This window comes from Xenorhabdus siamensis (assembly GCF_037996745.1).
In the GTDB taxonomy this organism is placed as follows: Bacteria; Pseudomonadota; Gammaproteobacteria; order Enterobacterales; family Enterobacteriaceae; genus Xenorhabdus; species Xenorhabdus indica.
The window spans coordinates 18,082-44,026 of the sequence record NZ_JBBMXE010000020.1 but is presented as its reverse complement, the minus strand read 5'-3'; the positions used below and the strand labels follow the sequence as shown (position 1 = coordinate 44,026).

General features: G+C 41.0%; 22 protein-coding genes and 1 pseudogene. 13 read left to right on the top strand and 10 right to left on the bottom strand.

From position 1 onward, the window contains the following. Positions 1 to 103: 103 nt before the first annotated feature. From ggt to AAC852_RS18365, 3 genes are all read right to left on the bottom strand, one after another. Positions 104 to 1,867 carry a gamma-glutamyltransferase gene (ggt, locus tag AAC852_RS18375; RefSeq protein ID WP_340622230.1) on the bottom strand — a complete coding sequence of 588 codons (1,764 nt, stop codon included), beginning with the start codon at positions 1,865 to 1,867 and terminating at the stop codon, positions 104 to 106. Positions 1,868 to 2,076: 209 nt separating this feature from the next. Continuing rightward, the gene (locus AAC852_RS18370) at positions 2,077 to 2,679 is read right to left on the bottom strand and encodes a peroxiredoxin C (RefSeq protein WP_047678367.1); all 603 of its coding nucleotides are present in this window, start codon (positions 2,677 to 2,679) and stop codon (positions 2,077 to 2,079) included. A 168-nt stretch (positions 2,680 to 2,847) separates the two neighbouring features. After that, on the bottom strand, positions 2,848 to 3,471 hold the full coding sequence (locus tag AAC852_RS18365; RefSeq protein WP_340622229.1) for an acyl carrier protein phosphodiesterase: 624 nt from the start codon (positions 3,469 to 3,471) through the stop codon (positions 2,848 to 2,850). A gap of 106 nt (positions 3,472 to 3,577) precedes the next feature. Here AAC852_RS18365 and queA point away from each other — a divergent pair, with 106 nt between their 5' ends. The 13 genes from queA to AAC852_RS18300 all read left to right on the top strand — a co-directional run bounded on the left by queA (position 3,578) and on the right by AAC852_RS18300 (position 18,194). Then, entirely contained in the window at positions 3,578 to 4,687 is a 1,110-nt protein-coding gene (gene queA, locus AAC852_RS18360) for a tRNA preQ1(34) S-adenosylmethionine ribosyltransferase-isomerase QueA (RefSeq protein WP_340622228.1), read from the top strand. 112 nt (positions 4,688 to 4,799) lie between these two features. Beyond that, positions 4,800 to 5,924 (top strand): tRNA guanosine(34) transglycosylase Tgt, encoded by a 1,125-nt coding sequence (gene tgt, locus AAC852_RS18355; protein WP_340622227.1) that lies wholly within the window; start codon positions 4,800 to 4,802, stop codon positions 5,922 to 5,924. A 208-nt stretch (positions 5,925 to 6,132) separates the two neighbouring features. Continuing rightward, positions 6,133 to 6,471 (top strand): preprotein translocase subunit YajC, encoded by a 339-nt coding sequence (gene yajC, locus AAC852_RS18350; RefSeq protein WP_340622226.1) that lies wholly within the window; start codon positions 6,133 to 6,135, stop codon positions 6,469 to 6,471. A 29-nt stretch (positions 6,472 to 6,500) separates the two neighbouring features. Next, on the top strand, positions 6,501 to 8,348 hold the full coding sequence (gene secD, locus AAC852_RS18345; protein WP_340622225.1) for a protein translocase subunit SecD: 1,848 nt from the start codon (positions 6,501 to 6,503) through the stop codon (positions 8,346 to 8,348). Positions 8,349 to 8,358: 10 nt separating this feature from the next. Continuing rightward, positions 8,359 to 9,327: a protein translocase subunit SecF gene (secF, locus tag AAC852_RS18340; protein ID WP_340622224.1), complete on the top strand. Its 969-nt coding sequence runs from the start codon at positions 8,359 to 8,361 to the stop codon at positions 9,325 to 9,327. A 200-nt stretch (positions 9,328 to 9,527) separates the two neighbouring features. Next, positions 9,528 to 9,977 carry a transcriptional regulator NrdR gene (gene nrdR, locus AAC852_RS18335; RefSeq protein WP_038262912.1) on the top strand — a complete coding sequence of 150 codons (450 nt, stop codon included), beginning with the start codon at positions 9,528 to 9,530 and terminating at the stop codon, positions 9,975 to 9,977. An 11-nt stretch (positions 9,978 to 9,988) separates the two neighbouring features. Continuing rightward, the gene (ribD, locus tag AAC852_RS18330) at positions 9,989 to 11,122 is read left to right on the top strand and encodes a bifunctional diaminohydroxyphosphoribosylaminopyrimidine deaminase/5-amino-6-(5-phosphoribosylamino)uracil reductase RibD (RefSeq protein ID WP_340622223.1); all 1,134 of its coding nucleotides are present in this window, start codon (positions 9,989 to 9,991) and stop codon (positions 11,120 to 11,122) included. Between the two features lie 98 nt (positions 11,123 to 11,220). Next, complete coding sequence (gene ribH / locus AAC852_RS18325; protein ID WP_323864363.1) at positions 11,221 to 11,691, top strand: 6,7-dimethyl-8-ribityllumazine synthase; 471 nt, start codon at positions 11,221 to 11,223, stop codon at positions 11,689 to 11,691. A gap of 29 nt (positions 11,692 to 11,720) precedes the next feature. Next, complete coding sequence (gene nusB / locus AAC852_RS18320) at positions 11,721 to 12,137, top strand: transcription antitermination factor NusB (protein ID WP_047678391.1); 417 nt, start codon at positions 11,721 to 11,723, stop codon at positions 12,135 to 12,137. Positions 12,138 to 12,238: 101 nt separating this feature from the next. Next, complete coding sequence (thiL, locus tag AAC852_RS18315) at positions 12,239 to 13,285, top strand: thiamine-phosphate kinase (protein ID WP_340622222.1); 1,047 nt, start codon at positions 12,239 to 12,241, stop codon at positions 13,283 to 13,285. After that, positions 13,278 to 13,790 carry a phosphatidylglycerophosphatase A gene (gene pgpA / locus AAC852_RS18310; RefSeq protein WP_340622221.1) on the top strand — a complete coding sequence of 171 codons (513 nt, stop codon included), beginning with the start codon at positions 13,278 to 13,280 and terminating at the stop codon, positions 13,788 to 13,790. The genes thiL and pgpA overlap by 8 nt, the downstream gene beginning before the upstream one ends. 416 nt (positions 13,791 to 14,206) lie before the next feature. After that, positions 14,207 to 17,029 (top strand): aldehyde dehydrogenase family protein, encoded by a 2,823-nt coding sequence (locus AAC852_RS18305; RefSeq protein WP_340622220.1) that lies wholly within the window; start codon positions 14,207 to 14,209, stop codon positions 17,027 to 17,029. After that, a complete protein-coding gene (locus AAC852_RS18300; RefSeq protein ID WP_479715109.1) occupies positions 17,010 to 18,194 on the top strand; it encodes an MFS transporter in 1,185 nt (394 codons plus the stop codon). The genes AAC852_RS18305 and AAC852_RS18300 overlap by 20 nt, the downstream gene beginning before the upstream one ends. A gap of 64 nt (positions 18,195 to 18,258) precedes the next feature. Here AAC852_RS18300 and pcp read toward each other — a convergent pair whose 3' ends face one another. The 7 genes and pseudogenes from pcp to nhaC all read right to left on the bottom strand — a co-directional run bounded on the left by pcp (position 18,259) and on the right by nhaC (position 25,920). Beyond that, the gene (gene pcp / locus AAC852_RS18295) at positions 18,259 to 18,906 is read right to left on the bottom strand and encodes a pyroglutamyl-peptidase I (protein ID WP_340622218.1); all 648 of its coding nucleotides are present in this window, start codon (positions 18,904 to 18,906) and stop codon (positions 18,259 to 18,261) included. A 49-nt stretch (positions 18,907 to 18,955) separates the two neighbouring features. Further along, positions 18,956 to 19,974: pseudogene (locus AAC852_RS18290) on the bottom strand (DUF979 domain-containing protein). Continuing rightward, positions 19,971 to 20,714, bottom strand: coding sequence for a DUF969 domain-containing protein (locus AAC852_RS18285; RefSeq protein ID WP_340622217.1), 744 nt, complete (start codon positions 20,712 to 20,714; stop codon positions 19,971 to 19,973). The pseudogene AAC852_RS18290 and the gene AAC852_RS18285 overlap by 4 nt, the downstream one beginning before the upstream one ends. A 460-nt stretch (positions 20,715 to 21,174) precedes the next feature. After that, complete coding sequence (locus AAC852_RS18280) at positions 21,175 to 21,855, bottom strand: helix-turn-helix transcriptional regulator (RefSeq protein WP_340622216.1); 681 nt, start codon at positions 21,853 to 21,855, stop codon at positions 21,175 to 21,177. A gap of 33 nt (positions 21,856 to 21,888) precedes the next feature. Further along, positions 21,889 to 22,569 (bottom strand): helix-turn-helix transcriptional regulator, encoded by a 681-nt coding sequence (locus AAC852_RS18275; RefSeq protein ID WP_340622215.1) that lies wholly within the window; start codon positions 22,567 to 22,569, stop codon positions 21,889 to 21,891. Between the two features lie 725 nt (positions 22,570 to 23,294). Continuing rightward, positions 23,295 to 24,479: a MalY/PatB family protein gene (locus AAC852_RS18270; RefSeq protein WP_340622214.1), complete on the bottom strand. Its 1,185-nt coding sequence runs from the start codon at positions 24,477 to 24,479 to the stop codon at positions 23,295 to 23,297. Then, positions 24,466 to 25,920 carry a Na+/H+ antiporter NhaC gene (gene nhaC / locus AAC852_RS18265; protein WP_340622213.1) on the bottom strand — a complete coding sequence of 485 codons (1,455 nt, stop codon included), beginning with the start codon at positions 25,918 to 25,920 and terminating at the stop codon, positions 24,466 to 24,468. The genes AAC852_RS18270 and nhaC overlap by 14 nt, the downstream gene beginning before the upstream one ends. Between the last annotated feature and the right edge of the window lie 25 nt (positions 25,921 to 25,945).

The window sequence follows — 25,945 nt, the reverse complement described above, 5'->3', positions numbered from 1 at the left end:
CTAACTAAATTGGTCGCAATCTGATTGAAGTTCATTCGTTATTTTAGGGGCATTTATTGCCCCTAAAATAATTTATTAATTGTTCTTCTTTAGTTGCTAATAATTAGTAGCCAATAGCTGCGCCAGCAGGTCGGCGTACATCATTGGCACCATAGATATATCCTTCACGAACTTTGCCTGAGACGGAGGAATCATTGCCTGATGAATTGGCTGGAGAAACACCGACAGCACCCGGTAAACCTATCATAATTAATTCAGTTGCACCCCATGGAGTCTGCTCTACCATTTTGTACCCCATTTTTTTCAGTAAATTTAAGGTGTCTTGCGAAAGGCCACGTTGTTCATAATAGACTTCATCTGGCAGCCATTGATGATGAATACGTGGGCTATTAACCGCTTCTTGTGGAGGCATACCAAATTCGATGATATTCAAGGCAGCCTGTAAGGTGATAGAGATAATTCTTGAACCACCCGGAGAGCCTAAGATCAGAAAGATTTTATTATCTTTGGTCACTAGTGTCGGGCTCATGGATGATAGTGGGCGCTTACCAGGGGCGATGGAGTTGGTTGCTCCTTGAACCAATCCATACATGTTCTTTTCCCCAACCTTAGTCGTGAAGTCATCCATTTCATCGTTCAGGAAAAAGCCAGTACCTGGAGCGATGACAACAGCACCAAAGCGCCCATTAATGGTATAAGTTGTTGATACTGCGTTACCATCTTTATCTACGACAGAATAGTGGGTTGTTTCTGGTTTTTCGTGTGGGCCAATACCTGGTTGAACCAGTTTTGACGGTGTTGCTTTGTTTGGCTGGATCGCTTTTCTGATAGATTCTGCATAGCTTTTACTTAATAGACGATCAAGCGGATTTTTGATAAACGCAGGATCACCAAGGTAAGTATTTCTGTCTATGTAGGCGTGACGCATAGCTTCCGTCAATGTATGGATATAGGCGGCAGAGTTGAATCCCATGGATTTGAGATCGTAACCTTCAACAATGTTCAATATTTCGCACAGTGTGACGCCACCGGAGCTGGGAGGAGGAGGAGAGATGAATTTATATCCGCGATAGCTACAGGTGACGGGTGTGGTTTCGGTGATAGTGTAATTGGCAAAATCAGTTGCTGTAATGATCCCTCCAGATTTCTTTGAGGTTTCCTCAATGACTTGTGGAATTTTACCGTGATAAAAAGCATCTGGCCCTTGTTTGGCAATCATCTCCAGCGTGTTGGCTAAATCAGTCTGAACCAGTTTGTCTCCTGGTTGAAAAGGTGTTCCATCTTTGCGCAGGAAGATGCGGGCAGCTTCTGGATCTTGAGTAAAGCGTTTGACAGTGGTGTCCATAATATCCGTATCACCGCGGGTCAGGATATAACCTTCACGTGCCAGCTTGATTGCCGGTGCCATGACTTGCTCTCGGGTTAACGTACCGTATTTTTGCAGTGCGGTATCCAGTCCCATAACTGTGCCGGGCACACCGATGGCTTTATAACCATATAAGCTGGCACTTTTAATAACATTACCCTCTTTATCCAGATACATATCGGCACTGGCAGCCGCGGGTGCTGTTTCACGAAAATTAATGAAAGTATCTGTACCATCTGCCAGATGGATGGTCATAAAACCCCCTCCACCGATATTCCCGCAGCAGGGGTTGACCACAGCTTCTGCATAGCCCACAGCAACCGCGGCATCAATAGCATTACCTCCCATTTTGAGGATATCAACACCAACTTGTGATGCCAGATGTTGTGCACTGACTACCATGCCTTGTTTGGCTTCAACAGCAAGTTCGGAAGCAGCATAAAGAGTAGAGGATACGAATAACGAGACAGCGATGAGCGGGATTTTCCATGTCTTGGACATTTTTGCTCCTTATCTTCGGTTTGTTGAATAAAAGCCCTAAAAAATTATAAGGTCTTTGTTAATTATTTGTGATATTACCTTATAGAAAACCTGGGATTTTGGGAAGGTGAATTTTTGAGCGCCTGTCAAAAAAACCAGCCGATAGTACGGCTGGTTTGAAGGCTCCGTTAACAATGTGAAGCTATTAACGGATTGAATACTGACGGAGATTACAGTTTGTCAGCATTCTTGGTCAGGTATTTAGCTACGCCTTCTGGGGAAGCGCCCATACCTTCTTGACCTTTGGCCCACTGTGCAGGGCAAACTTCGCCATGTTCTTCGTGGAATTGCAGCGCATCAACCATGCGCAGCATTTCGTCAATGTTCCGGCCCAGTGGCAGATCGTTAACAACCTGATGACGAACAACACCATTTTTATCGATCAGGAAAGAGCCACGTAAAGCAACACCCGCTTCTGGGTGCTCAATACCGTATGCTTTCATGATGTCACGTTTGATGTCAGCAACCATTGGGTATTTGACTTCGCCGATACCGCCTTCGTTGATTGGGGTCTTGCGCCATGCGTTGTGAACGAATTCAGAGTCGAAAGAAACACCGATAACTTCAAAACCACGTTTTTGGAATTCTTCATAACGGTGATCGAAAGCAATCAGCTCTGAAGGACAAACGAAAGTGAAGTCCATTGGCCAGAAAAAGATAACGGCTGGACGACCATTCAGATGTTTTTTCAGGTTGAAGTTATCAACAATCTCACCGTTACCGAGAACCGCAGCAGCTGTAAAGTCAGGGGCTTGGCGGGTTACTAAAACCATAATTGACTCCTGTGATTTTAAAAGATTCTACCCTTAGGTATTTGTGGAAACGGGCTACAGCATAAGGAATTAGGTTATAGCAATAAAGGATAAAATACCAATTAATATAATAGGTTTTACCTATTGATAATCTATTTTTAATTCCTTTTCACCTACAATAAGATAAAACTATTTGGTAAAAGTGCAAGGTTCTGGAGAAATTTTCTGTTCCAGTAAGCGCTTGTCTGCGGCTAAGACCATCATTTGAGGGTAAAACTGCCAAAATAGTGCTTCAAAATCAGAGTAATGATGTTCAACATCTTGGTACGATCCCGCCAGTGCTGATAATTTCGGTCGTCTCCTAGCCATACCTTGCAGGACATTAGCAATACATGTCAGATCAGCGTAACGGATCAACAAATTTTGTGACCAGAGATATTGGTTCAATTCCTGAAATTTTTCAGGAGTGGAATCGAGATGGGGCTTTATTTGGTGGTGGGCAAGGTGAACAAATTCCGGTAAAGAGTAATTTTTTTCAAGTTTATTCCAGTGTCGGGATAGAAAATGATCCCAGGTGATATCAAGAGTTATAGGTGCTACACGCCGATATTCACTACGGAATAACGTCCGGGCTTCGATGACCAAAGGGTGATTATCGGTCAGGCTGTCTATTCTACGGTGCAGACGAATACCCGATACAATATCGGCGCTGAATAAGCCTTCTGGGGAACCACGGACAAAATCTGCCATTAAATTACCCAGTAAAGAGCTTTCGGATAATGCTGCCAAATGCAGGTGTGCGAGAAAATTCATGGGGAAGAGTATAGCGTAAATAGTGAAACTAATATGCTTCTTTCTTGCACCATTGTCTGTGCAGCACTAGACTAGTCCGCCTGTTTTTTTGAATGATACAGATAAAATGCGTGTCGCTGATTTTACATTTGAACTGCCAGAAGAGCTGATTGCTCATTATCCCCAATCACAGCGCAGTGGCTGCCGCTTGCTCTCCCTTAACGGGGAAACAGGCGAGCTGACACACGGCATTTTTACTGATGTGCTGGATAAATTGGAAGCGGGAGATTTGTTGGTTTTCAATAATACCCGAGTTATTCCTGCCCGCTTGTTTGGTCGTAAGGCAACAGGTGGCAAATTGGAAGTTTTAGTAGAAAGGATGCTGGATAATAAGCGAGTACTCGCTCATGTTCGTGCATCTAAGGCACCAAAAGAAGGTGCAGAGTTGATCCTTGGCGAGGATAAAGCGCTTGGTGAGAATGCTTTTGGGGCAAATAACGGCATCAAAGCGACAATGTTGGCACGCCACGATGCTTTATTTGAAATTCGTTTTGATGACAAGCGAGATGTATTGACCATTTTAGATGAAATCGGTCATATGCCGTTACCGCCTTACATTGCTCGCCCTGATGAAGAGGCGGATCGGGAATTATATCAAACGGTATACAATGAACGTCCGGGAGCGGTTGCTGCACCAACCGCCGGGTTGCACTTTGATGAGCCACTTTTGGCTGCCTTGCGTGAAAAAGGCGTAGAAATGGCTTTTGTCACCCTGCATGTGGGAGCAGGAACTTTTCAGCCTGTACGTGTAGAGACAATCGAAGACCATGTTATGCATGCTGAATATGCAGAAGTACCACAGAACGTTGTTGATGCTGTACTGGCGTGCAAAGCGCGTGGCAATAAAGTGGTGGCAGTGGGAACAACGTCAGTTCGTTCGTTGGAAAGTGCAGCCCGTGCTTGTCAGGATGGTCTTATTGCTCCATTTTTCGATGATACCCAAATCTTTATCTATCCGGGATTTGAATATCAGGTTGTTGATGCACTGATTACTAATTTCCATTTGCCAGAATCTACATTAATCATGTTGGTTTCTGCATTTGCGGGTTATAAAAATACCATGGATGCCTACAAAGCAGCAGTAGCTGAGAAATATCGTTTCTTTAGTTACGGTGATGCGATGTTTATTAATCGTAATTCTCTGGCTGCAAAAGAACGATGGCTCCAAAAGAAATAAATTATGGCTTCAAAAAAATAGTAGCAAAAAAAAGTTTCGTCACTCCAGCTCTGCTGGTTTGAACAATTTTTAAACATCGCATCGGACTGTTTTTCTGATGTCTGGAGGTTAAGTGAAATTTGAGTTACAAAAGACGGACGGGCACGCTCGCCGTGGTCGCCTGATTTTTGATCGAGGCTTAGTAGAAACACCAGCGTTTATGCCTGTGGGAACTTACGGCACAGTCAAAGGCATGACACCGGAAGAGGTTAAAGAGACAGGAGCTCAAATCCTGTTGGGAAATACTTTCCATTTGTGGTTACGTCCAGGCCAGGAAATCATGAAACTGCATGGCGATCTGCATGATTTTATGCAGTGGCAGGGCCCGATCTTGACTGATTCTGGCGGCTTTCAGGTCTTCAGTCTTGGGGCAATGCGTAAAATCAAGGAAGAAGGCGTGCATTTCCGCAATCCTATCAATGGAACGCCCGTTTTCCTCAGTCCGGAAAAATCGATGGAAATCCAATACGATCTGGGTTCCGATATCGTCATGATTTTTGATGAATGTACACCATACCCTGCGGATTGGGATTATGCCAAACGCTCTATGGAAATGTCATTGCGCTGGGCAGCACGCAGTCGTCAGCGTTTTGATGAGCTAGGCAATAAAAATGCGCTGTTTGGTATCATTCAGGGCAGTGTTTATGAAGACTTGCGTGATGTCTCTGTCAAAGGGTTGGTGGAAATTGGCTTTGACGGTTACGCAGTGGGTGGTTTAGCTGTGGGTGAGCCAAAAGAAGACATGCATCGCATTTTAGAACATGTTTGTCCGAAAATTCCACAAGATAAGCCACGCTATTTGATGGGAGTGGGTAAACCAGAAGATTTGGTTGAAGGTGTTCGTCGCGGTATCGATATGTTTGACTGCGTTATGCCAACTCGTAATGCCCGAAATGGTCATCTTTTTGTGACAGACGGTGTGATCAAGATCCGCAATGCGAAACATAAAGAAGATACATCTCCATTAGATGAGCATTGTGATTGCTATACTTGCCGAAATTATAGCCGTGCGTATCTGCATCATCTTGATCGCTGTAACGAAATTCTTGGTGCAAGGCTGAATACAATACATAATCTAAGGTATTATCAGCGCTTGATGGCCGGGATCCGTAAAGCCATTGAAGAGGACAAACTGGAACAGTTTGTTGAAGAGTTCTATCAGCGGATCGGTAAACCCGTTCCAGCGTTAAATGTATAATTTGGCGTGACTAACCAGCCTCAATGTGTGTAGCATATTGGGCTGGTTTTTGATCGAGCCATTATCGATTTTCGATGGCAAATTTTTCGAGAACTATTTTTTCGCAAACCATTTTTCGGAAACCACTTTTTGAAACTTGTTTTTGAAAACTATTTTTTAAAATACATGCTTCGCAAATGATGTTTTCGATAACAATGAGGGATATTTGATGAGTTTTTTTATTTCTGAAGCTGCGGCAGCTGCTGGTGCGCCAGCGCAAGCTCAGGGAAACCCATATTCTCTGATTATCATGCTGGTTGTTTTCGGTTTGATTTTCTATTTCATGATTCTGCGTCCGCAACAAAAACGCACCAAAGAACATAAAAAACTGATGGATTCCATCTCCAAAGGAGATGAAGTACTGACTTCTGGTGGTTTGGTTGGTCGTGTCTCTAAAGTGTCTGAAACTGGCTACATTGTAATTGCCCTGAATGACACTACAGAAATAACTATCAAACGTGATTTCGTCGCTGCCATTTTGCCGAAAGGTACAATGAAGGCTATTTAATTTTCCGATTTTCCCGAAGGGAACTTGCCGTGTTGAACCGTTATCCTTTGTGGAAGTATCTGATGCTGATCGCTGCGATCCTCATCGGTCTGCTTTATGCACTTCCCAACCTTTATGGTGAGGATCCGGCTGTGCAAATCACTGGCGCACGAGGTATCGCCGCCAGTGAAAAAACGCTGGACCAAGTCCGTAATGTTTTAGATAAAGAACAGATCAAGAGCAAATCCATTGCACTGGAAAATGGGGCAATTCTTGCTCGTTTCAATAGCCAGGATATTCAACTCCGTGCTCGTGAAGCTTTAGTTTCTGCATTGGGTGAACAGTATGTTGTGGCATTAAATCTTGCCCCTGCGACCCCAATCTGGCTAAACACAATTGGCGCTGAGCCGATGAAGTTGGGCTTAGACCTGCGCGGAGGAGTCCACTTCCTGATGGAAGTGGATATGGACACTGCCATGAGTAAACTTCAGGAACAGAATATTGATAGTCTGCGTTCTGAACTGCGCGACCAAGGCATTGCTTATTCCACTATCCGCAAGGCTGAGAATTACGGTGTAGAAATTCGTTTCCGTGATAATGATGCCCGCTCGAAAGCAGAAAGCTATCTTGTACCCCGCCACCGCGACCTGGTGTTTTCGACAGGCGCTAACAGTACCTTGAAAGCAGTCATGAGTGATGAACGTTTGCGTGAAGCTCGTTCCTATGCTGTACAGCAGAACATCACTATCCTGCGTAACCGTGTTAACCAACTGGGTGTTGCTGAACCTTTGGTACAGCGTCAAGGTGCTGACCGTATTGTCGTTGAATTACCAGGTATTCAGGATACTGCCCGTGCGAAGGAAATTCTTGGAGCAACTGCAACGCTGGAGTTCCGTTTGGTAAATACCAACGTTGACCAAAGCGCTGTTGCATCAGGCCGTATTCCGGGTGATTCAGAACTAAAATATACCCGTGATGGTAGCCCTGCTGTGCTGTACAAGCGTGTTATCCTGACGGGTGATCATATTACCGATTCAACATCGGGTACTGATGAAAACGGGTATCCCCAGGTTAATATCTCCCTGGACAGTGCCGGTGGTACTGCAATGTCTAACTTCACCAAAGATAACTTACAGAAGCCTATGGCAACGCTGTTTGTGGAGTATAAAGACAGCGGTAAGAAAGACGCTAACGGCCGGGCAATTCTGGCTAAGCACGAAGAAGTTATCAACATCGCAACTATTCAATCCCGTTTGGGTAATAATTTCCGTATTACCGGGATTAATAACCCGAATGAAGCGCGCCAATTGGCATTATTGCTGCGTGCAGGTGCTCTGATTGCCCCAATCCAGATTGTGGAAGAGCGCACAATTGGGCCAACTCTTGGTATGCAGAATATTGAGCAAGGTCTTGAAGCCTGTTTGTGGGGATTGATTTCTTCTGTATTGTTCATGGTGATTTACTATCGTAAATTTGGCTTGATAGCGAGTAGTGCGCTGTTGGCAAACTTGGTCTTGATCGTCGGTATCATGTCCTTGCTACCGGGGGCGACACTGACGATGCCGGGTATTGCAGGTATTGTATTAACTTTGGCTGTTGCGGTGGATGCGAACGTTTTGATAAACGAACGTATCAAAGAAGAACTGCGCAACGGGCGTAGCGTACAGCAGGCTATCCATGAAGGTTATAAAGGTGCTTTTTCCAGTATCATTGATGCCAACCTGACGACGCTGATTACCGCCGTTATCTTGTATGCAGTAGGAACGGGTTCTATCAAAGGATTTGCGATCACAACCAGCATCGGTGTAGCGACGTCAATGTTCACTGCCATTGTAGGAACACGCGCAATCGTGAACCTGTTATATGGTGGTAAGCGTATCAATAAGCTGTCAATTTAAGGAGCACGTTGTGGCACAGGATTACTCTGTTGAACAATTAAACTATGGGCGTAAAGTCATCGACTTTATGCGCTGGGACAACGTTGCCTTTACTGTTTCGTTTCTGCTGTTAGTTGCTTCTATCGTAATGATAGCAACTCGCGGGTTTAACTGGGGGCTTGATTTTACCGGAGGTACGGTAATTGAGATTAACCTGAGTAAACCGGCTGATCTGGATAAAATGCGTGAGAGCCTGACGAAAAATGGTTTTGCAGATCCACTTCTGCAAAACTTTGGCAGCAGCCGTGACGTAATGGTTCGTATGCCGCCAGTGACTGGTAATGCAGGTCAGGAGCTAGGCAATAAAATTATCTCGGTCATCAACGCAGAGATTGATAAAGATGCGGCTGTTAAGCGAGTTGAATTTGTTGGCCCAAGTGTGGGAAGCGAGTTAGCGCAAACTGGGGCAATGGCGCTATTGGTGGCACTGATCTGTATCCTGATTTATGTCGGATTCCGCTTCGAATGGCGTCTGGCGTTAGGGGCCGTTATTGCGCTTGCTCATGACGTTATCATTACATTAGGTATATTGTCGTTATTCCACATTGAAATTGGCCTGACCATTGTGGCATCGTTGATGTCCGTTATCGGTTATTCATTGAACGATAGTATTGTTGTCTCGGATCGTATTCGTGAGAACTTCCGTAAGATACGCCGTGGTACGTCATATGAGATCGTAAACGTTTCTCTGACTCAGACTTTGAGCCGTACGATAATGACTTCAGCAACAACATTATTGGTGGTGCTGATGCTTTATATCTTCGGTGGCGAGATGCTGAAAGGCTTTTCACTGGCGATGTTAATTGGGGTTTCCATTGGTACAGCATCTTCTATCTATGTTGCATCTGCGCTGGCGCTGAAACTCGGTATGAAGCGCGAGCATATTGTTGTGCAGAAAGTGGAGAAAGAAGGGGCAGATCAACCTTCCATTCTTCCTTAATCACTTTTTCTGTGATGACATAGTTTTTGTGATGACATAGTTCTTACTGGCTAGTTTTTAATGACCAGCTTTTAATGAGCGGTTTTTAATGAAATAGTTTGTCTTATTCAAACACCCTGTGAGTACTTACTGACAGGGTGTTTTTCATTATCACTTCAAGGTAAACTGTCTATCTGTTCGGTTAACTGTCAGGAAACAATATGCATTGCCCATTTTGCGCAGCCGTTGATACTAAAGTTATTGATTCCCGTCTGGTAGGAGATGGCTCACAAGTGCGCCGCCGCCGTCAGTGTCTCGAATGTCATGAACGATTCACCACGTTTGAAATTGCAGAACTGGTGATGCCAAGAGTCATAAAAAGTGATGATATGCGGGAGCCTTTCGACGAAGAGAAATTGCGTCGTGGCATGCAGAAGGCACTGGAAAAGCGCCCTGTCAGCTCTGATGATGTGGAAATGGCGATTAGCCACATTAAGTCACAGGTTCGGGCTACGGGAGAGCGTGAAATTCCGTCTAAAATGATCGGCAATTTCGTAATGGATGCGCTGAAAAAACTTGATAAAGTGGCTTATATCCGTTTCGCATCTGTTTACCGTAGTTTTGAAGACATTCGGGAATTTGGTGAAGAGATCGCCAGACTACAAGATTAAAGGCCATCACTATGACTCTTGATGAAACATATATGTCCTGGGCGCTGGAACTGGCGTATCAGGGGCGTTTTACGACATCCCCGAACCCGAACGTGGGTTGTGTCATTGTCAAAGATGACCAAATAATAGGGGAAGGTTTTCATTTACGTGCGGGTGAACCTCACGCAGAAGTTCATGCTCTTCACATGGCTGGTGACAAGGCAAAAGGTGCAACGGCCTATGTTACCCTTGAGCCATGCAGCCACCATGGTAAAACTCCTCCTTGTGCTGATGCTTTGATTGCCGCAGGTATAAGTCGTGTTGTGGTGGCAATGCAGGATCCTAATCCACAAGTTGCAGGACGTGGTTTATATAAATTGCAGCAGGCAGGTATTGCGGTTGAACATGGTTTAATGATGGAACAGGCCGAAATACTGAATAAAGGATTTCTCAAGCGTATGCGCACTGGATTTCCCTATCTGCAATTAAAACTGGGAGCCTCATTGGATGGGCGTACTGCATTGGCATCGGGTGAAAGTAAATGGATCACTTCATCGGAAGCACGGCAGGATGTACAGAAATTGCGCGCACAATGCAGTGCTATCCTGAGTTCCAGCGCGACGGTGTTAGCAGATGACCCTTCACTGACGGTTCGCTGGAATGAACTGGATGCAGAAACTCAGTCTGTTTATCCTCAAGAACTCTTGCGTCAACCGGTCCGTATTATTGTGGACAGTCAAAATCGTGTGATGCCACAACATCAAGTTGTTCAACAATCAGGGCAATGTTGGTTAGTGCATACTGACTCGGTAGATTCTGAAAAAGATGAACAGTGCTGGCCTGAAGATATTGAGCGGGTTATTGAAAGGATAGTATTGCCGGCACACGGCGCTGGTGTTGATTTGGTTCTGCTGATGATGCAGCTTGGCAAACGTCAGATAAATTCGGTCTGGGCTGAATGTGGGCCAATGCTGGCAGGTGCTTTGCTGTCTTTGGGCTTGGTTGATGAGCTGATCCTCTATATCGCTCCAAAAGTATTGGGAAACAGCGCTCGTGGGCTGTTTGCTATCCCTGAACTACAAAAATTATCGGATGCGCCAGAATTTACGCTGCTGGATGTACAACAGGTTGGGCCTGATGTGCGTCTTCGTTTACGACCGCGCTAAGTGCTCTGATTTAACTTTGAACATAAATCAAGACGCAGAGAAAAAGAATGTGATAAGATCCGCCCCCCTGCGGATATTAATAAGATATAAGGAAGGCTATGAACATAATCAAAGGTGTTGTTGCAGCTCCTGAAGCACGCATTGCGATTGCGATTGCCCGCTTTAACAACTTCATTAATGACAGCCTGCTGGAAGGGGCCGTGGATGCGCTGGAACGCATCGGTCAGGTTTCTTCAGACAATATCACCGTAGTATGGGTTCCGGGAGCTTATGAGCTGCCGTTGACAGTTAAGGCACTGGCTGAATCCGAAAAGTATGATGCGGTTATTGCTTTGGGCACTGTTATCCGTGGCGGTACGGCTCACTTCGAATATGTTGCCGGTGAGTGTAGTTCTGGCTTGTCCAGTGTGGCAATGTCCAGCAATATTCCTGTCACGTTTGGTGTTCTGACAACCGAAAATATTGAACAGGCGATTGAACGTGCGGGTACTAAAGCGGGCAATAAAGGAGCTGAAGCTGCCTTGACCGCATTGGAAATGATTAATGTAATTAAAGCCATTAAGGCTTAAGTTTTTTAGTTTTAATTAAGGGGAATTTTGTGAAACCTGCTGCTCGTCGTCGTGCTCGTGAGTGTGCTGTTCAGGCAATTTATTCATGGCAATTATCCAAAAACAGCATCGCTGATGTTGAATTGCAGTTTCTGTCAGAGCAGGATGTAACCGGTGTTGATGTCACCTATTTCCGTGAATTGTTGTCCGGGGTCGCGGTGAATGCTGCAAAATTGGATGCCTTGATGGCTCCGTATCTTTCCCGCCAGCTTGAAGAGTTAGGTCAGGTGGAAAAAGCTATCTTGCGCGTTGCGATGTTTGAACTAAGCTTTCGTGATGATGTTCCCTACAAAGTGGCTATTAATGAAGGTATCGAATTGGCAAAAACGTTTGGTGCCGAAGATAGTCATAAATTCGTGAATGGGGTATTGGACAAAGCTGGCCCGGTAGCACGTAAAAAAAAGTGATTGCTTGCCAATAGCCCCTATTATAACTAGATGATTTTAAACATAAGGCCGGTTTCCCCGGCCTTATGTACACATCGTCAGTCACTTTTTGGAATTCTATTATGGCATGTGGTGAATTTGACCTCATTGCACGTTATTTCAATCGCCATGTTATCCGCCGACGTGATGTGAATCTAGGGATTGGTGATGATTGTGCGCTGATGACCGTTGCAGAAAAGCAAGAGCTGGCAGTGACAACGGATACGTTGGTTTCTGGTATTCATTTTCTTCCTGATATTGCGCCGGAAGATCTGGCGTATAAGGCTCTGGCTGTCAATATCAGCGATCTGGCTGCGGTAGGAGCAGATCCTGCCTGGGCATCGTTGGCGCTGACTTTGCCGGCTATCAATGAGGATTGGTTAAAGCGGTTTAGTGATAGTCTGTTTGAACAACTGAACTATTACGGAATGCAGTTAATTGGTGGAGATACGACCAAAGGCCCGATGAGTTTGACTCTGACTGTACATGGTCTGGTTCCGGCTGGCAGAGCATTACGTCGTACCGGTGCCAAAAACGGTGATTGGATTTATGTGACAGGAACTTTGGGTGATAGTGCAGCAGGGCTTGCCTTATTGCAGGATCGCCTGACAATCGAAGAGACAGCAGTCCAAAACTGGCTTCTCAAGCGTCATCTCCGTCCACAACCTCGGGTTTTGCAAGGACAGGCATTGCGTGATTTAGCCTCTTCTGCTATCGATTTATCCGATGGCTTGATTTCTGATCTGAACCATATTCTGATTGCCAGTCAATGTGGTGCGCGTATTAACCTGGATGCACTGCCTTATTCTGAGGCGATGCAGAAATATGTCCCGCCACAGCAGGCATTAAGTTTGGCATTAAGCGGTGGTGAAGATTACGAGTTGTGCTTTACTGTGCCTGAACTGAACCGTGGTGCATTAAATATGGCTTTGGCACATACAGGAGCCAGTTTCTGCTGTATCGGGCAGATCAGACCAGAATCAGAAGGTATTCGCTACTTTAATCATAATGAAGAGATCGAGCTGGATCTGAAAGGATTCGACCATTTTAAAACCGAGAAAAAGCCGGTAGAAGATTGCCAGGCATCTGAGCGTGAAAAGAATGACCAAACGGAGGGAACTCATGGATGATGCAAAACGCCGTTTGAGGATGAGTAATCCGTGGCACTTGCTGGCTACCGGATTCGGCAGTGGTTTATCGCCGATTATTCCGGGCACTATGGGCTCAGTTGCTGCTATCCCATTCTGGTTATTGTTGGTACAGTTACCTCAATGGGGGATCTGGCTGGCTATTCTGTTAGGCACAATTATTGGCTGTGTTATCTGCCAGAAAGCAGCCGATGCTATGCAGGTTGAAGATCCGGGGTGTGTGGTCTGGGATGAGTTCATCGGAATGTGGATCACATTAATGGCGATCCCTGTCCTCAACTGGCAGTGGGTTTTAACGGCTTTTGTGATATTCCGCGTTTTCGATATGTGGAAACCGTGGCCAATTCGCTGGTTTGACCGTTACGTCAAAGGTGGGGTTGGTATTATGCTGGATGATATTATCGCAGCGATTTTTGCCGTGATTGTTATCTGGTGGCTGAATTTTTATCAACTATTGACCTTTCTGAACCTTCCATTTTTAGTGTAGTGATAACTAATTGATTAGCCACTGTGTGCAGTGGCTAATTTACTTCTAACATTTGTCTTATTCTTTAGTTGAAGGATGTTAGGAATTATCAATTCTGTTAAATATAATTTGTTGTTATTTTATTTCTTAGAAATTATTTCTTAAATCTTTTTATGTTCTTAATTTTCATTCGAATCAGGTTATCAAAAAATAAACTATCTTATAAAATAACAATAATAAAAGACAAATAACTCGTTGACTTCAAAAATCATAGGCGTATTATTTTTTTCAGTTGAATCCAAACCACAACAACCTTATTAAATTTTGTTATATTTATTTTCATCGAAAATGGTTTGAGGATGAAATAATCGTATTTTTAATCTAGTTTATATCCGTTGCAAAAAATATATAATCATTCGTATAGGAGTTGATTATTTATGAAATGGTATGTTACGGAAGCATCAGAAATACATGATACAATTCCCTACGGAAAGGAAATCAATATTGGTGCTGGATTTGGTCCAACAGGAATTCCTCATATAGGAACACTTTGTGAAATAATTCGTACCAATTTAGTAAAAAAAGAACTCAACAAATTGGGTAGAAAAGTTAATTTTTATCTTATTTCAGACGATTTTGACCCGTTCAGAAGAATACCAACTAATGTACCTAATTCAGAAAAGTTAAAAAGTTATTTAGGTCTGCCGGTAAATAAAGTTCCAGACCCATTCGGCGTATACTCTTCATTCTCGGAGATGGCGGAAAAACGATTATTGGAATTTGTCAAAGAGTATGATATAGATTGCAATATAATAAATAATTCTCTGGCTTATAGTAATGGAGACTATAACGATACAATTAAAGTGTTTCTGAGAAATTTTTCAATTATCAATCAGATATGCAAAGGGTCTACAGGTTATTTAAGGCAGAGAACATATAACATCATAATGCCTATTTCTGAAAAAACAGGGAAAGTACTTGAGCATATTGTCATAACAAATGTAAATCCAGATGATGGAGAGATAACCTATTATATACCTTCAGAAGAAATAGTGAATAAACCTGGGTATGAATATGGTGTAGAACTTCGAGAGCTTTATCAGGATGAAATATTAGATCAAGAGCAAACAATTTCAATATTAAATGGCAAATCTAAACTCCAATGGAAAGCTGACTGGAGCATGCGTTTGCTGCATAGAAATATTCATTTTGAAATGCATGGAGAAGACCTGACAGGTTCAGCAGTTGTTGCTCGTCAGATTTTCAGTGCATTACATAAACCTACTCCACGTTTTTACAAATATGGACTTTTTCTTGACTCTTCTGGGGAAAAAATATCTAAATCAAAAGGTAATGGCTTCTCTCTGAGTGATGTCAGAAATCTCCTTACACAAGACGCCATTCAAATTTATTTATCAAAAGATCCTAAAAAAGCCACTAGATTTTATATAGAACAGTTTCCTGGATTGAATGATCAAGTAAATATTTTGAACAAAAATAAAAAACGCTTATCTTTTTTAAAGATATCCAGGATATTAAAAGCATCAAAGCCAACCAGCCTTGCATCAGCAAGAAAATTTCTTGATTTATATAAAAGAGATGGGGAAATTATATCGGAAAATGAACTAACAATTAGCTATAATTATTACTTAAAAACCAATAAAAATGATAACAGAGGGTTAACAACAAACAAAGAGAAGCAGTATTTTTCTGTTATCACAGAGTCGATAAAATCAGGAAAATACTTTTGTAAGGAAGATATAATAAAACTTATATTTGATACCTACGAAAATCATTTCCCAGAAAAGGATAAACCACAAATATGGAATTTACTTTATAGGGGGTTATTTGGTGATATCTGTGGCCCAAGAATAAAGACATGGATAGCAGTAAATGATATAAAAGAAATAATTGAATGTTTTGATAATCCACAAAAAATAAAAAAAGAAAATGAAACAAAAGAAAGTGGTGCGATAAAAACAGAATCATCTATTGTAAGAAATTTGTATAAGGATGAAAAACCACATATGACAAAATTATTCGGTGAAATTAATTTTCATCAAATTAGGGAAAAATGTAATGTTTTATCTCATGAGTTGAAAAAACAGACAAGCTCCCTAATTGACGCTTTTTCTGAATACCAATGTAAAATCGTCACTGAAGATGAGATTTATCGCGCAGTAGATCTTTTAGAAAATATTGAAAAAAACGAAAAATTTTTTCAAAAGAAAGTCTACGGCATTACATCATTTCTTCCTCTGAACCAACCAATTTATGCTTCTGTGTGTTTTGGTTTTATACCTTCTCTTATGGCTGAAAATATTTGTATTCGTCCACCTACAGCGATGCATCCCCATTATAAAAAATTTGAAAATGTTATTGATCTATCGAAAATATCTGAATCATTTTCAGTTTCCTATGAAGATAAAGAGTTATTTTTAAGTAAAAGAGTAAAAATAACCGATGCTGTTATTTTTACCGGTACACCAGAGAATGCAATTAAAGTTCGCAAACATTTTAGAAAAAACACATTGTTTATCTTAAATGGGGCAGGACATAATCCTCTTATTGTATCAAAGGATGCGGATATAGATTTAGCTATCGAAAGTGCCAAACGAGTTGTGCTCTATAATCAAGGGCAAGATTGTGCCGGTCCCAATTCTATATTGGTACACAATGATATATATGATGTGTTTAAGGATAAATTAATTTTTAGTTTGAAAGGAATTGAAGATAAAGTAGGTCCTTATTCTGATTATGAAAATATAGTAGGCCCTAACAGTGATATTGATCACAGTATAAAGATTGCATCAATATTTAAAATGAACAGAAGTTATTGTACCTATGGTGGAGAAATAAATCCTATAAATGGTATGATAAAACCGACTGTATTTGAAAAACCTCTCGTTTTAGGCGGTAATTACAAAGAGTTTTTTGCTCCTGTTTTCTTTTTGCAAAGATATCAGCTAGATCAAGAATTAATAGATTATTTTTCTCATCCAAGTTACTCTGCTAATGCTATGTACATTTCTTTATTTGGTACAAGCGATTATATTAGCTATGAATTAAGCAAAAAGTTACACTTACCGGATAGTATTCTCCACAATACTGATTTACATTTGGAGGAACATGGTTATCTTCCATATGGTGGACAGGGACCCGCTGCATCATGCCTTTGGTATGATGGTAATAGAATTAATGGAAGTACATTGCCGCAAAGGGATATATATCAGTATTTGGTTGAACCGTACAACAGGTAAAAAAGTAAAAATGACTGCCAGCATTAATAAATCATATATGGTATCCATTATATTGGGAGCATCTCTCGTAGGATTAGCAATGGGATATACATTGCCAATGGTCAGTTTAAAGCTGGCAGGACAAAATCACGCTTCAACGACTTTGGGTATAGTGTCAGCATTACCTGCGGTGGGAATGCTGATTTCTTCTATGATTATTCCAACATTGACTCGTTTATTTAAATTAAATAATTTATTGATTTTTGTTTTATTATTACTTGCCGTTTCTACTTTATTTTCCACTTACATAAACCAAGTATATTACCTTGCTATTCCCCGATTCTTGATGGGGTTTGCTTGTGGTATCATTGTGGTGGTTGGAGAATCCTGGATCAGCGATAATGCTAGTGATAACTATAAAGGAACATTGATGGGATTATACACCTCAGTATTTACCGGATGTCAATTACTGGGGCCATTATTGATTTCTATCGTTGGTATTATCTCACTTATTCCTGCAACATTACTGAGCTTATTCTCCATTGTTTGTATTGTAATTATTTTAATAAATCCTTCAGCATCCTTATCACAACGGACAGAAAAAAATCAAGAAATAAAATATTCTGCCTTGCCATTAATTATGTCTGCGCCCTGTCTTATGATTGGTGTTTTTTGTTTTTCGTTTTTTGATGCAGCGACATTATCCATGTTTCCACTATATGGTTTTTCATTGGGAATTCAAGAAAAAGTCACCATTACTCTGATAACAGTAATTTTTCTTGGTGATGCAATTTTTCAAGTTCCTATAGGGTGGCTTGCAGATAAAACTAATCATCAAAGAATGCATATTATTTGTGGAGTGGTTTTTATTCTTACCTTATTAGCATTACCATTTACTGTAAATTCTATATTTTTATGGCTTGATATTATCATCATGGGAGCATTCGGTGGCGGGATTTATACCTTATCATTAGTGAGAGCAGGGAAAAAATATTCAGGCCAGACACTAATTACTATAAATTCTCTATTTGGCATTATTTGGAGCATTGGCAGTCTTATGGGACCTTTAATGACGGGTATCTCAATGGATATATTTAACGAAAAAGGGTTTATTATTGTCCTTGTTCTGGTCGGATTAATGTTTATATTTTCACACTTGATCCCTAAAAACCTGTATAGCTTATAAGCCTCAAGTTGCAGCCAATCAAAGCTGCAGCTTGAAATAGAGGGCATACAACGTAGTGGCAAACTTAATGAGTTGTACCACCTGTCACAACAATATCCGATTTATTTTTCCAGGCTATTTCAATGGCTGTTTTCAATGCGATAGTCACTGTTTCCAGAGACATACTTGGCATCTCTATATGCTCTGCTGCTTGTTGCGGTAAATAAGGAACATGGATAAATCCTCCACGAACAGCAGGGTATTTATGTGACAGATAATGTAATAAGCCATACATCACATGGTTACAGACAAAAGTGCCGGCTGTTTGAGAGACAGACGCTGGAATACCTGTTGTCTTCAGTTCATTGACTATTGCTTTGATAGGGAGGCTGGAGAAATAAGCCGCAGGCCCTCCGGCAATAACCGGGGTATCAATTGGCTGTTTACCTGCATTATCAGCAATTCTGGCATCGTTGATATTGATTGCAACCCGCTCTACACTGATATTTGGCCTGCCTCCTGCCAGCCCGACGGAAATCACCATTTCCGGCTGATGCTTATCAATGGCGGCGTAAAGCTGTTCCAGTGAAGTATCAAAAATACAGGAGAGTTGCTGAGTTTCAATACTTGCATCGGCAATTTGGTTGCCTTGCAGTGGTTTTATTGCTTCCCATGAAGGATTGATGGTTTCGTTCCCAAAAGGCTCAAACCCAGTGATTAAAATTGTTTTCATAGCTGTTTCCTGTCGTTATTTTATAAATATGTATTTATAACTAATTGTTTTATATGAACATCAGAAAATAGAGCAAAAAAACATTGGTAATCAGCAAGATACATCCCGTAGGAATTTGTGCCTTAATAACGGCATTTCGATCAGGTAACTCTAATAGCGCGGCGGGGACGAGATTAAAATTTGCTGCCATGGGTGTCATCAACGTACCACAATAGCCGGAAAACATCCCGATTGCTGCCATCACTGCCGGATTGCCTCCATGTTGCAAGATCAGAATAGGAATACCAATCCCCGCTGTCACAATGGGAAAAGCAGCAAAAGCATTTCCCATGATCATGGTCAGTAACGCCATGCAAAATACATAAGCCATTGCAGCGATAAATCGGTTATCGACAGCCAGATAACTCTCTGTCAGATGAGAAATAATCGTGCCCACTCCTGCGGCAGTAAACAATAATCCGAGAGTTGCCAGAATTTGCGGTAAAATGAACACACAGCCGATAGAGTCCAATAATCGGCGAGTTTCTTGCATAGGCTGCATGATTTTTTCATGGGTGATATATATGGCGATGACCAATGCGATCAGACAGCCAAGGCTAATAGAAAACAGTGTGACTAGCGTCGTATGGTTACCTTCGCCGAAAATTGCTTGTTCTAAGCCTGGGACATGATTGAACAGCAGCACGCCAATCATAGTAATAACGGGAATAAGCAGAGCAGGTAAAAATAAGCGATTGCCAAGACGAGCTGCACTTTCCTGCCGCTGTTTTGGTGTGGATTGGTGGTAATTACCTAAACGTACTCCACCAAACCCAGCTAGCAAAGCCATTACAACCACCAGCATTCCTACTCCGATATGAACAGTTCTGTCGCGTGAGTTTCGTTGCTGATCCAGATCTCTAACAGACGGTAGCTCCAGTCTCCCAATAGAAAAATAAAGCCATAAAGTCCCCAAAATAGGCCGGTAGTCAAGCGACGGGGATTGGCTTTATCGCGCCAGGACATCACAGTAATAATAAGTAAAATAACACCCGCTAAATAGTAGAGATACTGTAATTGAAACATTATCTTGCCTCCTTACTGGCCTGCTTTATCGGGTTTAAAGATGCATGGTTCAGGGAAGCAATTTCTTTGGCAAGCCGATTATCAAGGCGATATAGCCTAATTGAATGAATTAAAAAAGCACAAATAGCGGTCGGAATACCCCACATGGCGATATGCAGAGGTTCAGTCTGGATGCCTGCGGAGTTCAGCATAAAATTATGCATAAAGATAATAGCACCGAAAGCGACAAAAATATCTTCACCAAAAAATAATCCGGTATTATCCGTTGCAGCGGACATAGCACGGATCCGGTAACGGACATGGTCAGGCAAATCACCATATTGATTCTCGGCAGCCCCTTCTGCCATAGGCGCTAACAGTGGACGAACCATTTGTGGATGCCCACCCAGACTGGTTAATCCCAGAGCAGCAGAGGTTTCACGTATAAATAAATAGATGATCAATAGACGTCCTGTTGTGGCGCTCTTGATATGGGCAATTGTACGTTGGGCTTGTTCTTTTAACCCATGCCTTTCCAGCAGGCCGATGATGACTAAGGGTAGTAAAATCGTCAGAGATAGATTCAGTGTATTAAGAAACCCGGAGCCGAGTTTTTCCAGAATATCGAGAATTGGCATACCAGCGGCTAACCCAGTAACCAGCCCTGCAATTGTTACAATTAAAACAGGATTAAGCCTCAGAATAAAACCGACTATGATGACTGCGATCCCGATTAAGGGCCAGAAATTGATTGTGTACTGCATCTTTTACTTCCCCTTTGGATAAATGAAGTGTTGTTCTATTGTTGGTTTAAATTGCATGGATTGTTGTGTAATTGTTTTAAATTGTTGAACAATAAATAGGTCGCGATCAAAGAATGATCAATGCAAATTTGCATCAGATTGCAAAAATGGAATGCAGATCACTTATTGGTTGAAAAACAGTTTATTTAATAGTGCTACTTTGCTAGCTGGCGAGAGGTAAAACATCTGATTGGCAGAAAAGATCCTAAATAGCAATAGCAGAAGAAATATATTCTTTATAAAAATAAAGATATTTTGGGGAAATAATGGTAATCCTCTTTAAGATCAATATCCGTGACATTACACGGACATTCGATATGAGTATTAATACTGTTGCGTATTTTTAGAAATTTTCATTGTAATATAGAGCTATAATTCAGCCTGATTACTTTCTGTTGTGAGTATTGCCAGTATTTGAAATTCAAATGAAAATACGGCTTTCAGGTTGTAAAAACCTTTCAGGTACATAGAGATCGAAATTATTTAATCGACAGTATTCTTCCAATTGTTGAGCGGAGCTAACACCAACTTTTCTATATATTTGTGCTGTATAATTTTCAACAGTACGATAGGAGATATTTAATATTCTACCAATTTGTTTGCTAGTATATTTATGCAAAGAGAGAAAAATGACATCCCATTCTCGTTGAGTAAATAAATGAGTAGGTGGCTGAAACATGATAGAAGCAGGAAGTTTTCCATGATATAAGCGGGTTAATGAATAATCTTGGGCTTTCCATAAGTGGTATATAATTCCTATACAGTCACCATTTTCATGATAAATAGGTGATTTTTCACAGAAGTAAGACGATAATGTTTTCGTTTCTCCCCAAATATGGGTTTCGAGTGAAACATATGATTTTTCTTCAGCCATTACTTTCTGGTCATGGTGAATATATGCTTCTGCAAATTCAGCACCATCCCAGGGAAGCTCGTCATCATAAAATCCTTCAAAATCAAATGAATCAGAAAATCCTTTAATCGCATTCAATGCTTTGTTACCATAAATAAAACATGAGTTTTTATCTTTTATTCCCCAGGGATCGTTACTTGCTGCTAGTGTATTAATTATTTGCGGTGAAATGATGGACTTCTTACTCATATCAATATTCCTTTTTATGCTTGAATAATATGATCAACTTAATCCTATACTACCAATAGTGAGGTGTCTTTCAGGAATATAGTGTTCAAGATTCTGTTCTTTGCAAAATTCTTTCAGATTTACATGTCTTGAAAGATTAAATTTTTGATAAATGGATAGTATATAATTAACAACTTCTTTCGTCGTTATGTTTAATTCTTTGCCGATTTTATTTTCATCCAGAGAACGTAAAAGTAGAAATAGAACCTCCCATTCAGTTTGTGTCAGTATATTATTGGGAGGTACGAATTCTAACGTTTTTGGTGTAACTCTATCGTAATAATAAGAAGCAGAAAAGTTGTGGATTTTGTATAAATGAAGAGTGATACCAATACAATTACCTTTGTCATCATAAAGTGGATCTTTATCACAAAGATACGATTGTTTAATTTTGTCTTTTCCGAATAAATGAGTTTCCATTGTAGTTACGCGTTGCATCGTTTGCATAACCTTTTTATCCTGATAATGGAATTCCTTTTCATATTCCGTAATGGGTGAAGGTAATTCGCTTACATTAAGCCCTGTAATGTTAAAATCTTTAGGTAGATTGAATAGTTGATAAAAGGCAGAATTGGCGTAGATAAAATTTGATTGGAGGTCTTTAGCTCCCCAGGGATCAATGCTTTTTTCCCACATATGAATTAATTGCGGAGTAATATTATTTGATTTTTTCATATTTTATAGGCTAACTATTTAATTATTATAGTAGTATATTAATTGATTTTTTGATGATGGATTGAATGGATTAACTGCATGATATAGAACAATAATTAGCTAGTCAAAACCTATACATTTATTAATTTTGTTATAGGGTTTTTAATATAAAAAACACCATTGCATATTGAAGTTATTACATTAGTTTAAAATTTAACGTGAATATAATTTTATTAACCTAATGAAATGGTAATAGCATAAAATTTATATGCTTTATTTACCTTAAGGTAAAATATCCTCATTAAAGTATTTCATACGCTTCCAACGTTTCCGAAAATGATTAAACTTTTTAAGTATCCCGTTGGATATAAAAGAATCAACATGGATGTTTATTGTTCTACTTTTACTGACAGAATTAATGCGTGAATATTTGATAACTATATATAATATTCCCAATTTGAGAATATTTGGTTGTTATCAAAGGAGATTAATGTCCTAGTATAGATATCTTAGTATCTTATACCAGCACTAACTCCAGGGAAATTTTTTAAAAAATATAAAAATGAATATAAATAAAATATAAAAATAGGGTTGTAATTAATTAATCAATATAAGGGGGGGTAAGATTATTTCTACTACTTTAGTTTTATACAAAGATCACTGAAACTAATAACCTGAAACTTTTCACAAGAAAAGTTTCAGGTATGTTAATAGGATTAAAACAGAGCTATTAACACTTTGTTTTTTTATTTTACAGGAGCTAATTCAGACAAACCTGCGACTGCTTTTTCTAGGTACTGACGGGGGCAGCCTAGGTTAATTCGGATAAATCCTTTTCCTCTATCACCAAAACTACATCCCATTGAAACAGCTACTTGGGCTTTTTGTATTAATACTTGTTGCAACGCATTATCATCTAAGTCTAAATCTCGACAATCCAGCCAGGCCAGATATGTACCTTCTGCTTTGGTTATTCGGCACCAAGGAGCAGAAGATGCTAACGCCTGTTCTAACCAAATACGATTTTCAGCCAGATAATCCAAGAGGTTATCAAGCCATATCTCACCATATTGGTAAGCAGCAGTAGCCGCAGCCATAGATAATGAATTGAACACATCTAGCCCATGAGCATTCAACCGATCATTAAAGGCTTGCCGAATTGCCGGATTTGGAATGAGAAAGTTTGAGATACGCAGTGATGAGAGCCCAAATGTTTTACTTGATGAAGTGGCAACAATAACATGCTCATGCCATTCACTATCCAGATGTAATATTGAGGTGAATTTCCCCCAAGGTAACGTTAAATCCGCCCAGATTTCATCGGAAAGCACTGTTGTACCGTACTTTTTACAAAGTATTAATAATTGGAGTAATTCGTTACGATCCCAACAGCGACCAGTAGGGTTATGGGGATTACATAGCAATAACAGCGGAGGCCTGTGTTGCTCCAAGATATGTTTTAGGTGACCGTAATCAATTTTATACCCTTCTGGGGTTTCAATAAGTGGGTTTTCAATAACTTCTCTGCCGTTCATAGTAGTAATTTTGGCAAACGAAGAATAGTAAGGCCCCTGTATAACAACCCCCTCTCCTGGTTTACTCAACATTTGTATCAATAAAGCTAACCCAGGTATGACACCTTCTATAGAAGTAAACCAATCCCGGAGCAAGGTTAGTTTATGGCGTTTTGCAAACCAGTCTATTGCTGCCTGATAGTAAAGATCGTCGCGTTCACTATAACCGAAAATGCCATGATCGATTCGGGACGATAGGGCTTGCTGGACTTCTTTTGGACACTGAAAATCGTAGTCCGATACCCACATTGGCAGAAGGTCATTTGTGTTTAATTGCAGATAACGATCTAAAAAATCCCACTTAATAGAACCTGTATTGTGGCGATCGATTATCTGGTTGAAATCATATGATTTCACGTTGTGTTTCCTTTTTCTTCCGAGAGTTTTCGGAGGGGATTTTTGCAATACCAAAACCAGTAAAGCCATAAATGAGGGCAAAAAAGATGGCGGTATAGCACTGGATTGCCCAAGGCAGTAACTCTAGCGTACTGACTCCGAGCGTTGTAGCCATGTAAATGCCAGCAGAAGTCCAGGGAAGCAGAGGTTCGATAACCGTACAGCCATCTTCTATGGTGCGTGATAGATTTTTGTTGTCCAGTCCCATCCGGTGATAAGCGCCTTTGAATAGTTCAGCCGGGATAAGAAGGGCCAGTTTTCCATCACAAGTTGCGCCTGTTACCACAATAGTTGTGGTTAAAGTTGCGGCAATGAGTTGGCCGGTTGTATGAACAGCTTTCAGAAGCTGGTTGATGATGATAGTTAGTGCGCCAGTGAGTGTTAAAGCGCCGGCAAACGCGAATGCACAAAGTATAAGCAGTATAGTCCCCATCATTGAGGACATACCACCGCGATTAAGTAAGCGGGGGATATCACTAACGATACCAGTGATATTATGTCCTTGCTCGGAGAACATTGAGAGGTTGAAACCATCAATTAGCGCGTTAAACCCTTGTTTAAGCGTGAATCCTTGAAGAGCTATACCGATCGCAATAGCTAATGCACAGGCAGCCAACATGGTTGGTATCACCGGACGTTTTGTTATAGCTCCCCATAAAACTAATACCGGTGGCAAGATCAGCAATAAATTGAAATTATACAGGCTTTCAAGAGATTGTATGATCTCTGTGATTTTTTCTGGGGGAATTGTACTACCCGTTAAATCTGTATAGCCGACGATAAAGTAAACAATAGCAGCTAAAACAAAGCCTGGAATAGTGGTATATGTTAAGTGCTGAATATGACTGTAAAGATCAGTTTCGGCCACGATTGCAGCAAAATTGGTTGAGTCAGATAACGGCGAGATTTTATCACCGAAATACGCCCCTGAAACAATCGCGCCTGCCGCGGCGGCCAAAGATACGTCAAGGCCGGCCGCTACTCCCATTAGAGCAACTCCTACTGTTCCGGCTGCGCCCCATGAAGTACCGGTACAAACAGAAATCAAGCTTGTGATAAAGAAGGCAGCAATCAGTATGTATTGAGGGCTAATCAATTTTAGTCCCCAATATACCATGTAAGGTATAGTTCCACTGAACATCCAGGTGCCAATTAGACCTCCGACACAAATCAGTATCATTATTACTGGCATAGCTTTGGCTAGTTTTGCCACAATAGAATCCATAATGTCATCCCAGCGATAGCCTTGCCAATATGCCAGGGCTGCTGCTATTACGGCGGAGATAAGTAATAAGGATTCGATACGCAGATTAAATTGACCATAGCCAATAATTAGCAGTAAGAGCATTGATGCAATTGGTAAGATAGCGAGTCCCAGATTAATTTTTTTCTTGTCATCCATTTGAAAATTCCAATTTTATGTAGGG